We start from the raw sequence: 20,081 nt of genomic DNA on the forward strand, positions 1-20,081 counted from the left end.
GTCAGAACCTCTCCGGCCGCAGCAGGGCGACGACGAGGTGGACGAGCAGCGCGAGCGCCACGACCCCGCCCACCACGTTCGTCACGAGGTCGGCGGTACTCACAGCCGCTCCAGACCACGCAGGCACAGCACCAGGACGGCGAACCCGCCGACCAGCAGCAGTGCGGAGAGCACATCGGCCACCGGGCAACTCCTCGACACCACGGCCGCCGGACCCTCCGGCGACGCCGACGGCGAGTCTCGGACCGGCGGGAGCGCCCGGCAGCGGCCCGAACGGGGCCTTGACGCCCCGCCGCCCGATCTTGACGCGATCTTGACGATCCGGAGACGCGTGTCACACCGGTGGGCTGTCCTGGCTCGTCCGGTGCCTACGGCGGGTCTGAACGGGCGCCGCCGGTGCTGTCGCGGCGCCGGGGCGGGCCGCCGTGCCAGTCCAGGCACAGCACGGTCGCGTCGTCCCGCAGGTCGCCGTCCGTGGCGGCGAGGACGGCCGCACCCAGCGCCTGCACGACCTCGCGCGGGTGCGCGGTGCCCAGCTTGGCCAGCAGGTCACCCAGCTCCAGGTCCGCGGCGTCGCGCTCGATCATCCCGTCGGTGACGAACAGGAGCCGGTCCCCGGGCTCGAGGTCGAGCTCCTGGACGCGGTACTCCCAGTTCGGGTCGATCCCGAACGGGACATCGACGTCGAGCGGGACGGTCTCGGCGCTCCCGTGCCGCAGCCGCACCGGGAGCGGGTGACCGGCGTTGATGATCTCCGCGTGTTCGGTCTCCAGGTCGATCCGCACGCTCTGGCCGGTGACCAGCTCGCCGGTCGCGGTGTTTCGGACGAGGTCGTGGTTGAGGGCGCGGGCCTGCTCGGCGAACGACGCGCCGGCACGGCGGCTGTTCCGCAGGCTGTTCACGGCCAGCGTGGCCAGCATGGCCGCCTCCAGGCCGTGGCCGACGGCGTCGGTGATCGACAGCTGCAGGCTGTGCCGGTCGAGGACGTAGTCGAAGGTGTCCCCGGCCATCCGCGCCGACGGCTCCAGCCAGCCGGCGAGGGTGAACTGGCTGGCCTCGCAGGTGTAGGCGTCGGGCAGGAGCCGGTGCTGGATCTCGGCGGCGACGGAGAGCCGGGTGGTGCGCTGGCCCCAGGTGTAGAGGTCGGTGAAGCGCCGGCCGACCACGACGATGTACGCGAGGACGTGGCCGGCGAAGGCGAGCTCGGTGAGGACCTCCGGGGTGGGTCGGTCGGGCAGGGTCATCTCGAGGACACCGACGGCGTCGCCCCGCTCGGTCACCGGCACGACGACGCGGACGTCCCCGTCGTCCTCCTCGACCGTGGGCTCCTGCGCCTGCAGCACGTGGTCGTAGACGGTGCCCGCGAGCGGGATCTTCTCCGCGCCGTCGCCGTCCGTCCCGGCGCTCCCGTCCCGGTCGCGGGTGAGCCGGACGACCGCGCGCCCGCTCATGTCGGCGATGAGGAAGGCGACCCGCCGGGCCCGGAACATCCCGGCCAGCTGGTCGGCGACCTCGTCGACCGCGTCCATCGGCGCGGCCGCCTCGACCGCCTCCAGCAGCTGCCGCACCTCCAGCCGCGGCGTCCAGCCCTTCACCATCCGCGCTCCTCCTGGCGATAGACCGGTGGTCCCGCCCGGGGTATCCCGCCGTCCCCGGAACAACCGGGAAGTCGACGGCCGGACGGCGCCCGCGACCGGACCGGTCAGGGGGCGGGGGTCGTCGGCTGCAGGACCGCCTCGACCAGCGCCTCCGTCCGCAGGTGGGTGCCCTGCTGGTACTCGGGGTCGCGGACCATGTCCGAGAAGGCGCGGCGGCTCGGGTAGTGCACGAGCAGCACCGCGTCCCAGTCCTGGCCCTGCTCGGCCACGACCGGCGCGTCGCCGTACCCGTAGTAGACGACCTGCGCGCCGAACCGCTCCGATGTGCGCCGGAAATGGGCGATGTACTCGTCGTAGCGGGCCCGCCCGCCCTCGGCGAAGCGCAGCAGGTTGAGCATCGTGACCGGCTCGTCCGGGGCCGCGCCGAGGAACGCCTTCATGTCCGCACCGGTGGGATCGATCGCCATGGGCGCAGACTGCCACGCGCGAGGAGCGCGGTGCGCGAGGTGGGTCCGGACGTCGGGCGCCGTCTCAGGATGGAACAGCGGCTACCGCCCGTCGTTAGGCTTGTCTACCGTGCGCGTCATGCGCTCTGCACCCGGCCGCTCCGCCGCGTCGGTCCCCCGGCTGACCGGCGACCCGGCTGCGCAGCGTCTGCGGGGTGGCGGTGCACGGGCCCGGTTGATGGTCGCCGGCCCGGCGTTCGTCGCCGCGATCGCCTACGTCGACCCCGGCAACTTCGCGACGAACTTCGCGGCCGGCTCGCAGTACGGCTACCTGCTGCTGTGGGTGATCGTCGGGGCGAACCTGCTGGCCATGCTGGTGCAGACGTTGTCGGCCAAGCTCGGGTTGGCGACCGGGCGGAACCTGGCCGAGCTCTGCCGCGAGCGGTTCCCGCGGCCGGTGAGCTGGGGCATGTGGGTCCAGGCGGAGGCGGTCGCCGTGGCCACGGACCTCGCCGAGGTGCTCGGCGGGGCGATCGCCCTGCAGCTGCTGTTCGGGATCCCGCTGTTCACCGGCGGGCTGATCACCGGAGCAGCCGCGTTCGCATTGCTCGCCCTGCAGAGCCGCGGGCACCGGCCGTTCGAACGCGCGATCGTCGTGCTGTTCGTGGTCGTGCTCGTGGGCCTGTTCGCGACGCTGTTCCGGGTGGACGTCGACGGAGCCGACGCCGCGCGCGGGCTGGTGCCGCAGTTCGCCGGCACCGACAGCCTCCTGCTCGCGACGGGGATCCTGGGCGCGACCGTGATGCCGCACGTGATCTACCTGCACTCGGCGCTCGTCCAACGCCGCCCCCGCACGGAGGGGCCCGACCAGCAGCGGTTCGTCCTGCGCACCACGAAGCTCGACGTCCTGATCGGCATGGGCACCGCCGGGCTGATCAACGCGTCGATGCTGCTCATCGCCGCCGCCGTGTTCGCCGGCTCGACGCTCTCCGGGGCGGACACCCTCGACGGCGTCTTCTCCGGGCTCGAGGTCACCGTCGACCGATGGGCGGCCCTCGCCTTCGCGATCGCGCTGCTGGCCTCCGGCTTCGCCTCCTCGGGTGTCGGCACCTACGCCGGGCAGGTGATCATGCAGGGCTTCCTGCGCCGGCACATCCCGCTGCTCCTGCGCCGCGCGCTGACCCTGGCCCCCGCCCTGGTGGTGCTCGGGGTCGGCGTGCAGCCCACCGAGGCCCTGGTGTGGTCCCAGGTCGTGCTGTCGTTCGGGATCCCGTTCGCGCTGGTGCCGCTGGTGCTGTTCACCCGCGACCGCGACCTCATGGGCCCGCTGGTCAACCGACGGCTGACCACGGCCGCGGCCGTCGTGGTCGCAGCGCTGATCATCGCGCTGAACCTGTTCCTGCTGGTCGACTTCGCGACGGCCTGACCGCGACCGGGGTTCCCGATCTCACGTCGGGGCGTACCGGAGCACCCCTGCGACGTCCCCGCCGCCGGGCACGTCCTCGTGCCGGACGGCCAGCAGTCGGGCACCGGAGAGCCAGGCCCGGCGGGCGATCTCGCCGACGACGCCGCCCGAGTAGCCCGTGTCCGAGTCCGCGAAGGTCACCTCGCCGAGCTCGTCGACCTCCCCGGGAAGGCGCGCGTCGATGTCGACGAACAGCGTGTCCACGGCGCCGCGGGTCGCGAAGCGGGCCAGCTCCGCGACGTCGGTCGAGGTGCGGCCCTGCCGGCCGCGGTCGGCGAAGGTCCGCTTCTCCTCCTCCAGCCGGTCGGCGTACCAGCCGTCGAGGATGGTGCGGGCCTCGGCGACCAGCTCGCCGTCGCCGCGGCCCTCGGGGTTGCCCGCCACGCTGTGCGGCACCAGGTCCGGGTAGCGGCAGTGGGCGCGGAAGATGCTGTCGAGCGGCTCGGTCGCGGCGAGCACCAGCGGCACGCCGTGCCCGGGCAACACCTCGCGCAGCGCGCCGTCGACCTGCCGGGAGAACTGCGCCATCCGCAGCTTCTGCCCCTCCGTGCCCTGCACCCGGCGGACCGGCGCCCGGTCCTTGATCGACGACTTGCCGACCGCGCTCGCCACGTCCGTGGGCATGTCCGGCACGCGCACCTCGCGGGGTGCGGCGTCGGGCACGGTCTCCAGCAACCGGACCGAACCCTGGGCGAGCGCCAGCACGAACGCGGTCTGCGGGAAGGTCACGGCGCGCAGCAGCGGCTTGACGAAGAACCGGGTCCCGCCGACGGCGGCCGGCGTGAGCCGGTTGGGCAGCCGGAAGCTGCGCAGCGAGGTCGACGTGGCGAACACCGCGAGGCTGCGGGCCTGGTGCCGCCAGAACTCGTCGGAGTCCTCGTCCTCCAGGACGCCCAGCTGTTCCGCGAGCCCCGCGAGATCCTCCTTGTCCGCGCCATCGAGCTGCGTCAGCGCCTCCCGGACCCCGTTCTTGTAGGCGATCCGCTCCGCCTCCCCCGACGACTCGGGCGCGGTCTCCAGATAGATCGACGCGGCGGCGTGGGCGTCGACCTGCCAGAGCGCGTCGATCTCGGCACGGGTCGGGATGTCGGTGTAGAGCGTCATGCGTCCCCTCCTCGGCGAGGCATCCGTCCACCGCCACCCTGCCGCGCCTGCCGTGGGCCGGGGAATCGTCCGTCCGGACGAGCGGCTCGGTCCGGCCAGGGGTTGGACGTCGCGGGAAGCGGAGCCAGGGAGGCAGCGAGGCCGAGCGGTTCTACTGCGTGAGCCGTCCTTCCAGGACGTCGAGATCCCGCTCGGCGTAGAGGCGGTGCTGCCACTCCTCGGTGAGGGCCGTGCGCAGGCATCCCGCGACCGGGTGGCTGTCGGCTGGGGGGATGACCGGGTCCGTCGACCGGCTCGGTCCGTTCCGCCACCGTGCCGCGCGGGTGTCGCGCGGTCTCAGTCGTCGGCCTGCGGCCCCAGGTCGCCGTAGGCCACCACGGACAGGAACCGGATGGGGAGTTCGAGGAGCTCACGGGGTCCGTGGGCGCCTTCGCCGTCGAGCTGCAGCGCGTCGCCGCTGCGCATGGTGTAGCTGGAGTCCCCGTGCCCGTAGACCATCTCGCCCTCGAGCATGTAGAGCAGCTCGGTGCCGGGGTGCTGGAACAGCGGGAACTCCTCGCTGCGCTCGGTCAGCGTGACGAGGTGTGCCTCCATCCGCTTGTGCGGGCCGCGCAACGCCCCGAGCAGGGTGTAGTCGTGCCCGACCCGGGTGCCCCGGGCGACGATCCGGGCGCCCGAACCCGCCGGCGTGAACACGGCCTCCCGGGGTGTGTCCGCCTGGCGGAAGAACGAGGTCACCGGGACCTCGAGGGCGTCGGCCAGCCGGGCGAGCGTGGTGAGGCTGCACGAGGTCTGCGCGTTCTCGATCTTCGACAGCATGGGCTTCGAGATGCCCGTCCTGATCGACATCTCCGCCAGCGTCGCGCCCGAGGCGCTGCGGATCCGCCGCACCTCGGCCCCGATCGCGCGTTCCAGCCGGCCCTCGACCGCCCGGGGCCGGACGACCTCACGGGTCGCCGGCCCGTGGTCGACCGACACCGCGTCGGTCGACCCGGCCGGCATCTGCACGCACATCCGTTCTTCCTCGCCGTCGTCAGCGCATCTCGCCGGCACCGACGTACGGGTGGGGGCTGCGGAGCAGGGCACCCTCGGCGAACCGGGAGAGGCGGAAGTCGTACTCGGGGACGTCGGGGTGGCTGCTCTTGCCGTCGACGACGAGGTCGGCGACCAGCCGGCCCACCGACGGCGAGATCTTGAACCCGTGCCCGGAGAAGCCGGCGGCGACGATCAACCCGGCGACCGGGGTCTCCGAGATGGCCGGGTTGAAGTCCGGGGTGACGTCGTAGCACCCGGCGTAGGTCGAGGCGATCGAGGCGTTGTCCAGCCCGGGGAACCGGGTGCCGACCTTGTCGACGGTGAGGTCGAGGAACGCCTCGGTCGCCTGGTTCGAATAGTGGTCCGGGTCGGCGGGCTCGAGCTCGGCGAGGTCGGAGTTGCCGAAGAGGATCTCCCCGCCGCTCTCGGGCCGGACGTACTGCAGCGACACCAGGTCCGAGAAGACCGGCACGCGGCCGAGGTCCTGGCCCGGGTCGATGAGCACGATCTGCTCGCGGTGCACGGTGATCGGGAGGTCGATCCCGTGCGCGGCCAGCAACGGCACCGACCAGGGCCCCGCCGCGAGGACGACGGCGCCGGCCTCGATCGTCGAGCCGCCGGCCAGGCGGACCCCGGTGGCCTTCTCGCCGGAGGCGAGGATCTCCGTGACGGTGGTGCCCTGGCGCAGCTGCACCCCGGCCCGTCGGGCGGCGGCGGCGAAGGCCTGGGCGGTCTGGTAGGCGTCGCCGTAGCCGCCGCGCGCCTCCCAGGCGAAGGCGGCGAACGGGTCGAGGTCGGCGACCGGCCAGAGCTTCTGGACCTCGGCCTTGTCGATGTCCTCGGTACGGACCCCGACGGCCCGTTGGTCGGCCGTCGAGGCGTGCAGGGCGTCGACGTTCTCCGGTCCGACGCCGACGACGTAGCCGGTCTGGTGGAAGCCGACGTCCTCGCCGAGGATCTCGGCGGCGTTCTCGAACACCTCCAGGGCCCGGGTGGCCATGGCGGCGAGGGAGGAGACGCCGTAGTGGCAGCGCACGACCCCGGAGGACTTGCCGGTGCCGCCGGAGCCGACGGTGTCCCGCTCGACGATGACGACGTCGGTGACCCCGCGCTGGGTCAGGGTCCAGGCGGTGGCGCAGCCCTCCAGCCCGCCGCCGACGATCACGACCTCAGGCACGGGTGCTCCCCGGGATCCAGCTCGTCCCGGCCAGCGGGACGCGGGCCATGGCGGCGGCCTCGATCGTCAGGGCGACGAGGTCCTCCGGCTCGAGGTGCTGCAGGTGCGCCTTGCCGCAGGCGCGGGCGATGGTCTGGGCCTCCATGGTGAGCACCCGCAGGTAGTTGGCCAGCCGCTTGCCGCCCTCGACCGGGTCGAGCCGGGCGGCCAGCTCGGGGTCCTGGGTGGAGATGCCGGCGGGGTCGCGACCGTCCTGGAAGTCGTCGTAGAAGCCGGCCTCCGAGCCGAGCTTGCGGTACTCCTCCGAGTACTTGGGGTCGTTGTCGCCCAACGCGATCAGGGCGGCGGTGCCGATCGCGACGGCGTCCGCCCCGAGAGCCATGGCCTTGGCGACGTCGGCGCCGGTGCGGATCCCGCCGGAGACGATCAGCTGGACCTCGCGGTGCAGCCCGAGCTCCTGCAGGGCCTGCACGGCCTGCGGGATCGCGGCGAGAGTGGGGATTCCGACGTTCTCGATGAACACGTCCTGGGTGGCGGCGGTGCCGCCCTGCATCCCGTCGACGACGACCACGTCCGCGCCGGCCGCGACGGCGAGCTTCACGTCGTAGTACGTGCGGGAGGCGCCGACCTTGACGTAGACCGGCTTCTCCCAGTCGGTGATCTCGCGCAGCTCGAGGATCTTGATGGCGAGGTCGTCCGGGCCGGTCCAGTCGGGGTGCCGGCAGGCGGAGCGCTGGTCGATGCCCGCGGGCAGCGTGCGCATCCCGGCGACCCGGTCGGAGATCTTCTGCCCCAGCAGCATCCCGCCGCCGCCGGGCTTGGCGCCCTGGCCGAGGACGATCTCGATGGCGTCGGCCCTGCGCAGGTCGGTCGGGTTCATCCCGTACCGCGAGGGCAGGTACTGGTAGACGAGGTGCTTGGACTGGCCGCGCTCCTCGGGGGTCATGCCGCCGTCGCCGGTGGTGGTCGAGGTGCCCACCTCCGACGCGCCGCGCCCGAGCGCCTCCTTGGCCTGGGCGGACAGCGCGCCGAAGGACATCCCGGCGATGGTCACCGGGATCGCGAGGTGCAGCGGGTACTTGGCGTTGCGGTCGCCGAGGACCACGTCGGTGTCGCAGCGCTCCCGGTAGCCCTCCAGCGGGTACCGGGACATCGAGGCGCCGAGGAACAGCAGGTCGTCGAAGTGCGGCAGGGCGCGCTTGGCGCCCCAGCCGCGGATGTCGTAGACGCCGGTCGCGGCGGCGCGCTGGATACCGGCGATCGTGGCGCGGTCGAAGGTGGCCGACTCGCGCAGTGCCGGATTCGTCTGGGCAGGGTCGATCATCGCGTCGTCTTCCTCAGTACGTGTTGTGCGCGGCGAAGTGGTAGAGCCGGCGGGCGGAGCCGTAGCGGCGGAACTCGGCCGGGTCGTGCGGCATCCCGGCGGCGGTGAGCAGCTCGGCGAGCTCGGCGAGGTGCTCCGCGCGCATCTCCTTCTCGACGCAGTCCGCGCCGAGGGAGCCGACGGTGCCACGGACGTAGAGGCGTGCCTCGTAGATCGAGTCGCCGAGGTCGGCGCCGGCGTTCCCGCAGACGACGAGCCGTCCGGCCTGGGCCATGAACGCCGACATCGGGCCGATGTCGCCGCCGACGACGATGTCCACGCCCTTCATCGAGATCCCGCACCGCATCGACGCCGAGCCCTCGACGACCAGCAGCCCGCCGTGGGCGGTCGCGCCCGCGGACTGCGAGGCGTCGCCGGCGACCCGCACGGTGCCGGACATCATGTTCTCGGCGACGCCGGTGCCGGCGTTGCCGTGCACGGTGATCGTGCCGCCGTCGTTCATGCCGGCGGCGTAGTAGCCGGCGTGCCCGCGGACGTCGACGGTGATCGGGGTGGCCACACCGGCGGCGACGGCGTGCGCGCCCTGCGGGTGCTCGACGGAGTAGTGGGTCGCCCTGGGGGCGTGCAGTTCGGCGTTGAGCTCGCGGACCGAGGTGGTGGCGAGGTCGACGACGGTCGTCTCGAGCGTGCTGGTCACGCGGTCACTCCTTGACGCTGCAGTGGAACCGGGCGCTGCCAGTGGTAGACGCGCTCGGGCTCGGGCTCGTAGATCCGGGCGTCGGAGATCCCGGGCAGGTCGGCCAGCGCCCGGAACTCCGAGGCCATGGCGACGTATGCATCGGTCTCGGCGATGATCGCCGGCTTGCAGGCGATGGCGTCGCGGACCACGGCGAACCCGTCCGCGCTGGTCACGAGCAGGGTGTAGAAGCCGTCGAACCGCTCGCACACCAGCCGCAGCGCCTTGTCCAGGTCCTCGCCCCGGGCCAGCCGGTCGGCGACGAACCGGGCGCCGACCTCGGAGTCGTTCTCCGAGTCGAACACGTGCCCGGCCGCGATCAGCTCGCGGCGGATCGTGGCGTGGTTGGCGAAGGACCCGTTGTGCACCAGGCACTGGTCCGGGCCGACCGAGAACGGGTGGCAGCCCTCGGGGGTCACCGCGGACTCGGTGGCCATCCGGGTGTGCGCCAGGCCCTGCCATCCCTGCGCGTCGGCGAGGTCGTAGGTCTCGGCGAGGGCGCGCGGGTGGCCGGTTCCCTTGTAGACGGTCAGGTCGGTGCCCGAGCCGACCACGGTGGCGTCGGGCAACGCGGTGCGCACCGCGGCGACCAGCGCGTCGGGGGAGACCGGGGCGGCGAGGACGGTGGTGTCGCCGGCCTCGGTGACGAGCAGTTCGGGAAGACCCAGTACACCGAAGTCGGTGCCTACGGGGACCAGGACCGACACCGCGGCGTGGCCCTCGGGGCAGCGGCGGCGGTCGCCGTAGACGGCGACGCCGGCCGAGTCGGGCCCGCGCTCGACGACCTGGCACAGCATGGTCTCCAGCAGGCGGCCGAGCTGCGGGTACAGCTCGGGGTCGCGCAGGTGGAGTCCGACGATCCCGCACACGGGCCGTCTCCTCTCTCGTGGGTGAAGGGTCAGAAGGCGGTGAGATAGCGGTCGTGCTCCCAGGAGCCGACCGTGCCGTGCCAGTCGAAGAACTCCTCGCGCTTGAGCGCGGCGAAGTACTCCGCGACCCCGGGTCCGGCGGCGTCGAGCCCGGCGGTGACGACCGGGTCGGCGTCCAGTGCCTCGACGGCGTGCAGCAGCGTCGGCGGCAGCTCGGGGCGCACGACCCCGTCCGCGCCCGGTGCGCCGGGGTCGACGTCCCGTGCGATGCCGTCGAGACCGGCGGCGAGGGCGGCGGCGAGGGCGAGGTAGGGGTTGGCCGACCCGTCGCCGCCACGCAGCTCGATGCGGTGGTGGTCGGGGATCCGCACGAAGTGGGTGCGGTCGTTGCCGCCGTACGTGGCCCGGCGCGGGGACCAGGTCGCGCCGGACCGGGTCGAGGTGGCGCCGGTGCGCTTGTAGGAGTTCACCGTGGGCGCGAGCACCGCCTGCATCCCGGGCGCGTGGTCGAGGATGCCGCCGAGGAAGCGGTAGGCGAGCTCGGAGAGCCCGAAGCCGCGCGCGTCGTCGGCGTCCGGGAACCGGGGCTCGCCGTCGCGCCACAGCGACAGGTGCAGGTGCATACCGGAGCCGGTGCGGTCGGCGAAGGGCTTGGGCATGAACGTCGCGGTCATCCCGCGCTGCTCGGCCAGCACCGAGATCAGGTAGCGGGCGGTGATGACGCGGTCGGCGGTGGTGAGGGCGTCGGCGTAGGCGAAGTTCTGCTCGAACTGGCCGTTGGCGTCCTCGTGGTCGTTGGCGTAGTTGCCCCAGCCCAGCGCGTTCATCGCCGCGGAGATGCCGGTGAGGTGGTCGTACATCCGGGTCAGGCCGCGGGCGTCGTAACAGGGCCGGGCCTCGACGTCCTTGCTGTCGGCGGGGGCGAGGGTGCCGTCGGCGTCGCGACGGACGAGGAAGTACTCGACCTCGGCCCCGGCGAACAGCTCCAGGTCCTGCGCCTTCGCCTCGGCCAAGAGCTTCTTGAGGATGACCCGCGGTGCGAAGTGCCACGGCCGGCCCTCGACGTGCGGGTCGCAGTGCACCAGCGCCAGGCCCTCGCGCACCCAGGGCAGCGGGGTGTAGCTGTCCAGGTCGGGGATCGCGATCAGGTCCGGGTCGCAGGGCTGCTGCCCGATCGCCCCGACCGCGTACCCGGCGAACCCGACGCCCTCGTGCTGCAGCTCGTCGGCGGCCTCGACCGGCACCAGCTTGGCGCACGGCTTGCCGGTCAGGTCGACGAACAGCGCCAGCAGGAACCGCACCCCGTCGGCCTGTGCGCGCTCGGCCAGCGACGGCGTCGTCACTGCGGGCGCCGGCGTCGCCGGGGCGGGCTCGGTGCGGGGGAGGGTGGAGGTGTCGGAGGCCATCGTGGTGGTCCCTTCGTCGTGTCGCACTGAGAAACATAGTCTCTGTTGGGGAAACTTGGAAGACCTGCGAACACGCCCGCCGGCGCGGCGGGCGCGACGCGCCGTCAGGTGTCGAGCAGCCAGCGGGCGGCGGCGTCGCGGTAGCGGACGAGGCCCTTGTAGTCCGCCATGTCCTCGGGCAGCTCGGCCAGGACGCGACCGAGCCGCTCCCGCCACACGGGTACCGGGGCGAGCTCGTCGAGCGCGACGAGGTAGGTGCGGATCAGGAACATGATCGCGCCGGAGGCGCCGAGCCGGATCAGGTGCTGCACCTCCACGCGCAGGTGCAGGCGCCGCGCGAGCTCGGCGGGCCCGGCGTCGACGATCGCCCGCCGGCCCGGTCCCCACTCGGGGTAGACCTCGGTCGACTGGTCGAGCCGGCGGTCGACGGACATGCTCCAGTTCGTGCGGCGGTACTCCTCGCCGGGCTGCAGGCGCATGAGGAAGCGTTCGGCCCGCGAGATGATCCCGTCCTCGTGGATGCGGGGGACCGGGCCGTGGACCTCGAGGAAGCGCATGCCGACGTCGAAGCCCAGCGACCAGTCGGCGGCGAAGGTGACGACGCCCGCGTCGGCCCACAGCGACCCCTCGCGCTGGTCGAGCAGCACGACGTCGTCCTGGATCTGGCTGCCGAGGAAGCCGAGCGGGCCGCCGGGCAGGCTGTCGTCCGCGCGCTCGGTGAAGCGTTGTTCGACGCCGAGCAGGGCGTTGCGCCAGACGAAGGTCGGACCGTCCTGCTCGAGCGACATCGACCCGGGGTGCTGCGCGTGCAGTTCGCGCAGCACGGTCAGGAGCGCGTCCCAGGCCGCCGGGCGCATGTGCGGCAGGACCTGCAGGCGGGACGGGTCCGCCCCGAGGATCCGCCGTCGTTCGGTCAGTTCGGCGGCGTAGTCGTCGTCGAGGTGGAGGATTCCCGCGCCCCAGCTCCCGGCCTCGGTCTGCACCGGGACCCGCGCCGGCTCGACGTTGGTCGAGTACCGGTAGCTGTCCGCGCGGAAGGGGAACGGGAAGGTCGCGAGCCGTGGACTGACGGACAGGGTCACAGGTCGATCTCCAGGGTCTCGGTCTCGCTGCGGGACACGCAGCACATATCACCGCCGTGCCGCGCTCGTCGTCGGCGAGGAACTCGTCGCGGTGCAGCGGCCTACCGACCAGGACGGGGACCTTGCACTCGCCGCAGACGCCCTGCCGGCACATGTTCGGCACGGCCACCCCGGCCTCGTGGAGGGCGTCGAGCAGGCTCCGGCCGGAGGGGACGCGGACGTCGCGGCCGGACCGGGCGAGCCGGGCCACGAACTCGCGGCCCGGGTCCTGTGCGGCGGGCACGAACCGCTCGAGGTGCAACCGCTCCGGCGGCCAGCCGGCTGCGGCGGCGTCGGCGAGGACGCGGTCCATCAGCGGGCCGGGCCCGCAGACGTAGAGGTGCGTGCCGATCGGCTGGCCGGTGAGGGCCTTGTCGAGCAGGCGCCCGAACTCGTCCTCGTCCGTCGTCTCGGCGAGGCGGTCGCCGAGCAGCGCGGCCAGCTCGGCGCTGAACACCTCGCTCCCGGGCCGGTGCACGTAGATCAGTTCGACGTCCCGGTCCCACCGCACGGCGTCGCGGGCGTGCGCCAGCATCGGGGTGATCCCGATCCCGCCGGCGACGAGCAGGTGCCGGCGGGCGGTGCCGACCGGGGCGAAGGCGCTGCGCGGGCGGGACACCGTGACCGTGTCGCCGACGCGCAGCGAGTGCATGTGGCTCGAGCCGCCCGCCCCGTCGGGCTTGTGCAGTACCGCGATCCGGTACTCGCGGGGGTCGGCGCCCGGGTTGGTGAGCGAGTAGGCGTTGCGCCGCCCCTCGCCGCACTCGACGACGACGTGGCTGCCCGCCGGGTGGGCCGGCAGCACGTCGCCGTCGGTCCGGGAGAAGGCGAGCTCCCGGATGCCGGGAGCGATCTCCTCGCTGTGGCCGACGACCAGGGCCAGGGTGGTCACCCGTCCTCCCGGTCGATCGCCCCGGCGTCGACCATGAACCCCAGGTAGGCGGCGTTGCGGCGGGACACGTGGTGGTAGACCAGCAGCGAGCGGCCGCAGCCCGAGCAGCCGGTCACGTCCCCGGTCGCGACCTCGGCGAGCGTGGTGGTGCCGCAGTGCGAGCACCACACGCGGCGGTGCCGGTCGTCGGTGACCATGAGGGTGATCTCCGCGTCGAGCAGGCCCCCGCGGGTCGCGACGGCCCGGGCGGCGAGCACGTCGGCCTGGGGGCCGGCGAGCATCAGCCGCCAGCCCACCCGCGCCGCCTCCACCCGTTCGGCGAGCTCGGCCAGGACCTCGTCGGCCGCGTCGCCGTGCCGGGCCCAGACCGGACGACCGAGGTCGGTGACCTGGCGGTGCCACCCCTCGGCCGTCGGCCGGGCGTCCGGGCCGAACGAGAGGATCGCGTAGCTCCGCCCGGTCCGGTCGAGGCCCGGGTCGGAGGTCGGCCAGCGCGGGACGCTGGTGTGCGCGGAACCCATGGGTCCGTTCTCCTCTCGAGGGGAAGCGGCGCGGGGTGGGCAGGTCAGGGCGCGAAGCTGCGGTGGCCCGGCTCGTTCATCGAGGGCAGGTCCTCGTAACCCTTCTCGACCTTCGTGATCGCGCCTTCGACGGTGGTCATGCCGTGTCCCTTCGTCCGTGTCGGGGGGTCAGTCGCGGGCCGGGGCCGGCCCGTCGGTGGCGAGGGCGGCCTCGGCGGAGGCGACGACCTCGTGCTCGCGGGTGGCGAGGTCCGCGGCCGGGGCGTGCACGTGGCCGTCGAGGTCGTAGGCCTGCTCGCCGTGCACCCGGATGTCGACGCCCTCGGTCTCCACCTCGCGCGAGAGGCGCAGCCCCAGGGTGAGGTCGATGACCTTCGCGATCACCCACGTCACGGCGAAGGAGTAGGCGAGCACGGCCACCACCGCGACGGCCTGGATGCCGAGGACGGAGAACCCGCCGCCGTAGAACAGACCGGCGGCGCCGTTGGGGGCGTCCGGGTCGGCGAGAAAGCCGATGAGCAGGGTGCCGAGGACACCGCCGACCAGGTGGACGCCGACGACGTCGAGGCTGTCGTCGTAGCCCAGCCGGTACTTGAGGCGGATGGCGAAGGCACAGACCACGCCGGCCAGCAGGCCGATCGCCAGGGCGCCGAGCGGGGACACCGCGCCGCAGGCCGGGGTGATGGCGACGAGCCCGGCGACGACGCCGGAGATCCCGCCGAGGGTGGTCGCGTGCTTGTCCATGATCCGCTCGACGGCCAGCCAGCCCAGCATCGCGGCGCAGGCGGCGTTGAAGGTGGTGAGCAGCACGACCGACGCGCTGTTGCCCGCGGCCAGGGCGGAGCCGCCGTTGAAGCCGAACCAGCCGAACCACAGGATCCCGCCGCCGAGCGCGGTGAACGGGACGTTGTTCGGGCGGGGCTGGCGCGGCCACCCGAGCCGCCTGCCCAGCACCAGGATGATCGCGAGCGCGGCGATGCCGGAGTTGATGTGCACCGCCGTGCCGCCGGCGAAGTCGATCGCGCCCAGCCTGTTGGCGATCCAGCCGCCGAGCAGGCTGCCGTTGGCGGAGTCGAACGCGAACACCCAGTGCGCGATCGGCAGGTAGACCAGCGTCACCCAGACCGCGCAGAACACCAGCCACGAGCCGAAGCGGACCCGGTCCACCACGGCGCCGCAGATGATCGCGACCGTGATCGCCGCGAACAGTGCCTGGAAGACCGCGACGAGCGCGGGCGGCAGCGTCGCGTTCGGGTCCTCGGCGATCAGGTCGCCCAGGCCGAGGTGCGCGGTGACGTCGCCGAGCAGGCCGGCGCCGCCGTAGGAGTTCCCGAAGACGGCGGAGTAGCCGAACAGCGTCCAGACGAACGCGGTGAGGGCGACCGCGCCGAAGGTCATCATGACGACGTTGAGGATGCTGCGCGCCCCCACCATGCCGCCGTAGAACAGGGCCAGCCCGGGGACCATGAGGCTCACGCCCATGGTGGCGGCCAGGATCCAAGCCGTACTTGCTGCGTCCATCGCGGCTCCTCGCGCGGTGGGCACGAGATGATGTCTCGCGTCGTGAACCTGAGTCGAACCAGAGGAAACAGCGTGGTTGTGACGGGCAGCGTCTCCGGTTGTGTCGGTTGTGTTTCCGACGAGGGTGGGAGAGCGGCCGCGCTAACGGTGCGGGGAGCGCTCGGGATCGCCCGGCACGTCCGGGTCCTCGTCCGGGGTGGCGGTAGCTGCGAGGAGCTGCCGGGCCGGGGCCTCGTCGGAGGCGGCGACGAGCACGCGGACACCCTGGAGCTGGAGTTGGGGTTCCTGGCCCCCGGCGTCGTCGGCGGACACCGCGGCCCACAGCCCGCCGCTGCGCAGCAGCCCGACGAGCAGGTCCGCCTCGGAGCGGCTGGACACGACGGTCAGCACGACGACGTCGTCCACGATCTCCACCTTCCCGTGGCCGGCAGGGTTCCGGCGCGAGGGCGCCAGGCCGGGCTCGCACCGCCGAGGTGCTCGGTCGCGTGCGCACCCTCGTCGTTCGACGACGATGCCGCATCCCTCGGCCCGGGTGAAGTCGTCCCCTCCTCGATCGTCGGCGAGTCAGGCGGTCGGCGACGGCGAAGTTGGCGTAGCCGGGGCGGCCTCCTTGATTCGACGAATATCGAGACAGCGTTGCACTCTGATTCGAAGACGGTCAAGATAGGTGCATGTCGACGCAGGACCTGCCGGTCGTCGGACCGGGTGTGCCGGCCTGCTGCAGCCCGCTGACCAGCGAGCCCCTCGCCCGGCGCGCGGTGGACCTCGCCCGGGCGTTCAAGACCCTCGGCGACCCGGTCCGGCTGCGGCTGCTGTCGCTCATCGCCTCCCACGAGGGCGGCGAGGCGTGCGTGTGTGAGCTGACCGGAGTGTTCGACCTGACGGGGCCGACGATCAGCCACCACCTCAAGGTCCTCACGGAGGCCGGGCTGATCAGTGGTGACCGCCGCGGGACGTGGATCTGCTACCGCGTCTCGCCCGGCACACTGCGGATGCTCGGCGACGACCCCGCCGTCGACCCCGCCGTCGACCCCGCCGTCGACCCCGCCGTCGACCCCGCCGTCGACCCCGCCGTCGACCCGGCCGGCGAGCCGACGGACGTCCCGGCGTGAGTCCGTCATGACGACCTCCGACGCCCCGGTGTAGCCGTGCCCGCCCCGGGACGGGTCTGCCCGGTGGCCTACCGCTACCGGCCCGAGGACCTTGCCGAACCTCCCGCCTTCGCCTGCACGACCCTCCACGTGGTCGGCGGGCTCTACGGCAACCCGTACGCCCTGGACGCGGTCCTGGCCCGTGCCGCCGCCGAGCCGGTCCCTCCGGAGATCGTGTTCAACGGGGACCTCCACTATCTCGACGTCGACGCCGATCGGTTCCGGGCGGTGGAGGCCGGGGTCCGCCCCCACCACGCCGTCCAGGGCAACGTCGAGTACGCGCTGGTCGCGGGCGACGACTCCGTCGGCTGCGGGTGCGACTACCCGGACTACGTCCCGGACGCGATCGTCACGAACTCCAACCTCGTCGTCGAACGACTGCGCGCGAGTTCCGGACCGGCGGACACCGGTGTCCGGGACCGCCTCGCCGCGCTGCCCCGGCACCTCACCGTGGCCGTCGGGGACCGCCGGGTCGGGATCGTGCACGGCGACCCGGAGAGCCTGGCCGGGTGGCGGCTGGCGCTCGAAGCCCTCGACCCACCGGACGAGGAGGCCCGCGCCAGGACGGGCTTCACCGGTCCGACGACGACCGCGGACCAGGTGGCCGACTGGTGCCGCCGGGCCGGGGTCGACGCACTGTGCTGCACCCACACCGGCCTGCCCTACGCCCAGGTCGTCCCGCACGCCGGCCGCCGCAGCGTCGTCGTGAACAACGGCTGCGCCGGCCTGCCGAACTTCGCCGGCAGCCACGTCGGCGTCGTCACCCGGCTGTCGGCCGATCCGCAACCGCCCGACGACAGCCTCTACGGCAGCACCCTCGACGGGCTGCGGGTCGACGCCCTGCCCGTCCGCTACGACCACGACCGCTGGTGGGCCGACTTCCTGCGCAGCTGGCCGTCCGGTTCACCCGCCCACGACAACTACGCCACCCGCATCCAGGACGGCACCTGGCTGACCGTCGAGCACGCCGCCCGCGACGGCGTCACCCTGTCGCGCCGCTCCGGGTGTCGGTGAGGGCGGCGTCGAGGATCTCCACGCCCCGGTCGATCTCGGCCTCGGTGCAGGTCAGCGGTGGGGCGATGCGGAAGGTTCCACCCATGCCCGGCAGCTGGACGATGTTCATGTGCAGGCCGAGCTCGGCGCACCGGCGGGTGACCGCGGCCCCGAGCCGGTCGGCGTCGCCCCAGACCTCGTCGTCGACCAGCTCCAGCCCTACGAGGAGACCCCGCCCGCGGACGTCGCCGACCACCTTGTGCCGGGACGCCAGCTCGTCCAACCCGCTACGCAGGCGGTCCCCGAGCTCGCGGGCGCGCAGGTCGAGCCGGTCCCGGCCGAGCACGTCGAGCACCGTGTTCCCGACGGCGGCGGGCAGCGGGTCGTTGCCGTGCGTGGTGAGGAAGAGGAAGCCGCGCTCGTGGGCCCGCTCCTCGATCTCGGCGCTGGTCAGCACCGCGGACAGCGGCAGCCCGGCGCCGAGGGTCTTGGAAAGGGTGAGGATGTCGGGGACCACGCCGTCGCGCTGGAAGGCGTACCAGTCGCCGGTGCGGCACAGGCCGGTCTGGGCCTCGTCGAGAATCAGCAGCATCCCGCGCTCGTGGCACTTGTCGCGCAATGCCGCGAGGTGGCCGGGTGGGAGGTCGACGACCCCGCCGGAGCTGAGGACGGGCTCGACGAGGCAGGCGGCGAGGCTGCCGACGGACTGGGCGTCGATGAGGTCGAAGCCGAGGTCGAGCTGGCGGCGCCAGTCGAGGTTCCCGTCCGCGTCGACGAGAGGCGGGCGGAACCGGTCCGGGACGGGCAGCGCGAAGTTGCCCGGAGCGCCCGGTCCGTAGCCGACCCGCCCGGCGCTGTAGGTGGCGGCGGCGGCACCGCCGGTCATCCCGTGCCAGGAGCGGGCGAAGGACACGACCTCGTGACGACCGGTGACGAGCTTGGCCATCCGGAGCGCGGCCTCGTTCGCCTCCGCCCCGGTCGACAGGAACATCGCCTTCTCCAGCGGCGCGGGCAGCGTGTCCGCCAGGCGACGGGCGAGGTCGAGGACCGGGCGGCTGAGCATGCCGCTGTAGAGGTGGTCGAGCCTGCCGACCTGCTCGCGGACGGTGGCGACGATCTCCGGGTGGGAGTGTCCGAGGATCGCGCTCATCTGTCCGGAGGTGAAGTCGAGGAGCTCGCGCCCGTCCTCGGTGACCACCCGGCTGCCCCGGGCGTGGTCGACGATCCCGGAGCTGAAGGAGCCGTACCCCAGGTAGTGGATCAGGTTCGCGGTGCTGTCGGCCTCCATGCACCCCGACGCTACGAAGTCGCCGCGCACGCGTCCATCACGCCTTTCCGTGCGTGGAACCTCCGGCCGCGGGTGCAGCGGTGATGAAGGCGCCGTGAAACCGGCAGGTCCGAGGCTCTGCGTCGACGCGGTGGGCGCCGGGCTCCCGCACAGGTCAGGCCGAGGAGAGCAATGACCGTCGACCACACCCTCACGACCTTCCCGACCACCCGTCCGGCCGGCTGTCCCTTCGACCCGCCCCCCGAGCTGCTCGAGGCCCGCGAGCACGGCCCGATCAGCCGCTACACCTTCCCCGGCGGGGAGCCCGGCTGGCTGGTCACCGGGTTCGACCTGGTCAGAGCGGTCCTGGCCGATCCGCGGTTCAGCTCGCGCAAGGAGCTCATGCGCCACCCGCTGGTCGACGTCACCGGCATGGACATTCCGCCGGCGCCGCCCGGCGAGTTCCTCCTCATGGACGAGCCACGGCACGGGCGCTACCGCAAACCGCTGGTGGGCAGGTTCACCGTGCGGCGGATGCGGCTGCTCACCGAGCGCGTCGAGCAGATCACCGCCGACCACCTGGACGCGATGGAGAAGGCGGGGCCGCCGACGGACCTGGTGAGCGCGTTCGCCACGCCCATCCCCGCAGTCGTGATCTGCGAGCTGCTGGGGGTGCCGTACGAGGACCGGGGATCCTTCCAGGAGCAGGTCGAGTCGTTCATGAGCGGGGAGACCAGCGACGAGGACCTGATCGCGGCCTACACCGCGACCCAGGAGTACCTCGCGGAGCTGGTGGCCGCCAAGCGCGCGAACCCGACCGACGACCTGCTCAGCGACCTGACCGACAGCGACCTGACCGACGAGGAGCTGAAGGGGATGAGCCTGGTCCTGCTGGCGGCCGGGCTCGACACCACCGCCAACATGCTGGCGCTGGGCACCTTCGCGCTGCTGCGCAACCCGGCGCAGCTGTCCGCGCTGCGCGCCGATCCCACGCTCGTCGACGGGGCCGTGGAGGAGCTGTTGCGGTACCTGAGCGTCGCCAAGACGTTCATGAGGACGGCGCTGGAGGACGTCGAGCTGGGCGGCCGGACCATCGAGGCCGGGACGACGGTGATCGCCTCGTACAGCACCGCCAACCGTGACCCCGAGCGCTTCGCCGATCCCCACGTGCTGGACCTCCGGCGGCGGGACGGCGCGCACCTGGCCTTCGGCCACGGCATCCACCAGTGCCTGGGGCAGCAGCTGGCCCGCGTCGAGATGCGGGTCGCGTTCCCCGCACTGTTCGACCGCTTCCCCACGTTGCGCCTGGCCGTGCCGCCCGACGAGGTCGGCCTGCGCCCGGAGACCGCGGACATCTACGGGGTCACGAGCCTCCCGGTCACCTGGGACGTGTGACGGTCATCCGAGGCGGCGCTCGTCCGACACAGCGGCGCGTGCGCGCTCACCAGGCGACTG

The 20,081-nt window shown here is 73.0% G+C and carries 19 protein-coding genes and 1 pseudogene; 4 read left to right on the forward strand and 16 right to left on the reverse strand.

The genetic code is table 11. The features are described from left to right. Position 1: 1 nt before the first annotated feature. The 3 genes from kdpF to ACQP04_RS04565 all read right to left on the reverse strand — a co-directional run bounded on the left by kdpF (position 2) and on the right by ACQP04_RS04565 (position 2,065). Positions 2 to 103 (reverse strand): K(+)-transporting ATPase subunit F, encoded by a 102-nt coding sequence (kdpF, locus tag ACQP04_RS04555; protein ID WP_037047721.1) that lies wholly within the window; start codon positions 101 to 103, stop codon positions 2 to 4. A gap of 265 nt (positions 104 to 368) precedes the next feature. After that, positions 369 to 1,598 carry a PP2C family protein-serine/threonine phosphatase gene (locus ACQP04_RS04560; RefSeq protein WP_433505816.1) on the reverse strand — a complete coding sequence of 410 codons (1,230 nt, stop codon included), beginning with the start codon at positions 1,596 to 1,598 and terminating at the stop codon, positions 369 to 371. A gap of 104 nt (positions 1,599 to 1,702) precedes the next feature. Further along, a complete protein-coding gene (locus ACQP04_RS04565; RefSeq protein WP_433505817.1) occupies positions 1,703 to 2,065 on the reverse strand; it encodes a DUF1330 domain-containing protein in 363 nt (120 codons plus the stop codon). A 118-nt stretch (positions 2,066 to 2,183) separates the two neighbouring features. Here ACQP04_RS04565 and ACQP04_RS04570 point away from each other — a divergent pair, with 118 nt between their 5' ends. Further along, positions 2,184 to 3,470 (forward strand): Nramp family divalent metal transporter, encoded by a 1,287-nt coding sequence (locus ACQP04_RS04570; protein WP_433505818.1) that lies wholly within the window; start codon positions 2,184 to 2,186, stop codon positions 3,468 to 3,470. Positions 3,471 to 3,491: 21 nt separating this feature from the next. Here ACQP04_RS04570 and ACQP04_RS04575 read toward each other — a convergent pair whose 3' ends face one another. From ACQP04_RS04575 to ACQP04_RS04630, 12 genes and pseudogenes are all read right to left on the reverse strand, one after another. Continuing rightward, the gene (locus tag ACQP04_RS04575) at positions 3,492 to 4,613 is read right to left on the reverse strand and encodes a hypothetical protein (RefSeq protein WP_433505819.1); all 1,122 of its coding nucleotides are present in this window, start codon (positions 4,611 to 4,613) and stop codon (positions 3,492 to 3,494) included. A gap of 336 nt (positions 4,614 to 4,949) precedes the next feature. Beyond that, positions 4,950 to 5,627 (reverse strand): helix-turn-helix domain-containing protein, encoded by a 678-nt coding sequence (locus ACQP04_RS04580; protein WP_433505820.1) that lies wholly within the window; start codon positions 5,625 to 5,627, stop codon positions 4,950 to 4,952. Between the two features lie 19 nt (positions 5,628 to 5,646). Then, positions 5,647 to 6,825, reverse strand: coding sequence for an NAD(P)/FAD-dependent oxidoreductase (locus tag ACQP04_RS04585; protein ID WP_433505821.1), 1,179 nt, complete (start codon positions 6,823 to 6,825; stop codon positions 5,647 to 5,649). Then, the gene (locus ACQP04_RS04590) at positions 6,818 to 8,149 is read right to left on the reverse strand and encodes an FMN-binding glutamate synthase family protein (RefSeq protein WP_433505822.1); all 1,332 of its coding nucleotides are present in this window, start codon (positions 8,147 to 8,149) and stop codon (positions 6,818 to 6,820) included. The genes ACQP04_RS04585 and ACQP04_RS04590 overlap by 8 nt, the downstream gene beginning before the upstream one ends. 13 nt (positions 8,150 to 8,162) lie before the next feature. Further along, on the reverse strand, positions 8,163 to 8,846 hold the full coding sequence (locus ACQP04_RS04595; RefSeq protein WP_433505823.1) for a glutamate synthase: 684 nt from the start codon (positions 8,844 to 8,846) through the stop codon (positions 8,163 to 8,165). Next, on the reverse strand, positions 8,843 to 9,754 hold the full coding sequence (locus ACQP04_RS04600; RefSeq protein WP_433505824.1) for a glutamine amidotransferase: 912 nt from the start codon (positions 9,752 to 9,754) through the stop codon (positions 8,843 to 8,845). The genes ACQP04_RS04595 and ACQP04_RS04600 overlap by 4 nt, the downstream gene beginning before the upstream one ends. Positions 9,755 to 9,783: 29 nt before the next feature. Then, positions 9,784 to 11,160, reverse strand: a complete 1,377-nt coding sequence (gene glnT / locus ACQP04_RS04605; protein WP_433508300.1) for a type III glutamate--ammonia ligase — start codon at positions 11,158 to 11,160, stop codon at positions 9,784 to 9,786. Positions 11,161 to 11,264: 104 nt separating this feature from the next. Then, positions 11,265 to 12,242, reverse strand: a complete 978-nt coding sequence (locus tag ACQP04_RS04610; protein ID WP_433505825.1) for a heme-dependent oxidative N-demethylase family protein — start codon at positions 12,240 to 12,242, stop codon at positions 11,265 to 11,267. 94 nt (positions 12,243 to 12,336) lie between these two features. Continuing rightward, positions 12,337 to 12,933: pseudogene (locus tag ACQP04_RS04615) on the reverse strand (PDR/VanB family oxidoreductase); the annotation flags it as partial. Positions 12,934 to 13,169: 236 nt separating this feature from the next. Then, positions 13,170 to 13,694: a dimethylamine monooxygenase subunit DmmA family protein gene (locus ACQP04_RS04620; RefSeq protein ID WP_433505826.1), complete on the reverse strand. Its 525-nt coding sequence runs from the start codon at positions 13,692 to 13,694 to the stop codon at positions 13,170 to 13,172. A 168-nt stretch (positions 13,695 to 13,862) separates the two neighbouring features. Then, entirely contained in the window at positions 13,863 to 15,215 is a 1,353-nt protein-coding gene (locus ACQP04_RS04625) for an ammonium transporter (RefSeq protein ID WP_433505827.1), read from the reverse strand. Positions 15,216 to 15,356: 141 nt separating this feature from the next. After that, on the reverse strand, positions 15,357 to 15,620 hold the full coding sequence (locus ACQP04_RS04630; protein ID WP_433505828.1) for a hypothetical protein: 264 nt from the start codon (positions 15,618 to 15,620) through the stop codon (positions 15,357 to 15,359). Between the two features lie 266 nt (positions 15,621 to 15,886). Here ACQP04_RS04630 and ACQP04_RS04635 point away from each other — a divergent pair, with 266 nt between their 5' ends. Then, positions 15,887 to 16,327 carry an ArsR/SmtB family transcription factor gene (locus ACQP04_RS04635; protein WP_433505829.1) on the forward strand — a complete coding sequence of 147 codons (441 nt, stop codon included), beginning with the start codon at positions 15,887 to 15,889 and terminating at the stop codon, positions 16,325 to 16,327. A gap of 36 nt (positions 16,328 to 16,363) precedes the next feature. Beyond that, positions 16,364 to 17,380: a metallophosphoesterase family protein gene (locus ACQP04_RS04640; RefSeq protein WP_433505830.1), complete on the forward strand. Its 1,017-nt coding sequence runs from the start codon at positions 16,364 to 16,366 to the stop codon at positions 17,378 to 17,380. On the opposite strand, the gene ACQP04_RS04645 is transcribed toward ACQP04_RS04640, so the two are convergent. Beyond that, positions 17,349 to 18,647, reverse strand: coding sequence for an aspartate aminotransferase family protein (locus ACQP04_RS04645; RefSeq protein ID WP_433505831.1), 1,299 nt, complete (start codon positions 18,645 to 18,647; stop codon positions 17,349 to 17,351). The genes ACQP04_RS04640 and ACQP04_RS04645 overlap by 32 nt on opposite strands. Positions 18,648 to 18,818: 171 nt before the next feature. Between ACQP04_RS04645 and ACQP04_RS04650 the strand changes: the two genes are divergently transcribed. Continuing rightward, the gene (locus tag ACQP04_RS04650; protein ID WP_433505832.1) at positions 18,819 to 20,021 is read left to right on the forward strand and encodes a cytochrome P450; all 1,203 of its coding nucleotides are present in this window, start codon (positions 18,819 to 18,821) and stop codon (positions 20,019 to 20,021) included. Positions 20,022 to 20,081 lie beyond the last annotated feature (60 nt).

The sequence above is a fragment of the Pseudonocardia halophobica genome (assembly GCF_050948485.1).
In the GTDB taxonomy this organism is placed as follows: domain Bacteria; phylum Actinomycetota; class Actinomycetes; order Mycobacteriales; family Pseudonocardiaceae; genus Pseudonocardia; species Pseudonocardia halophobica.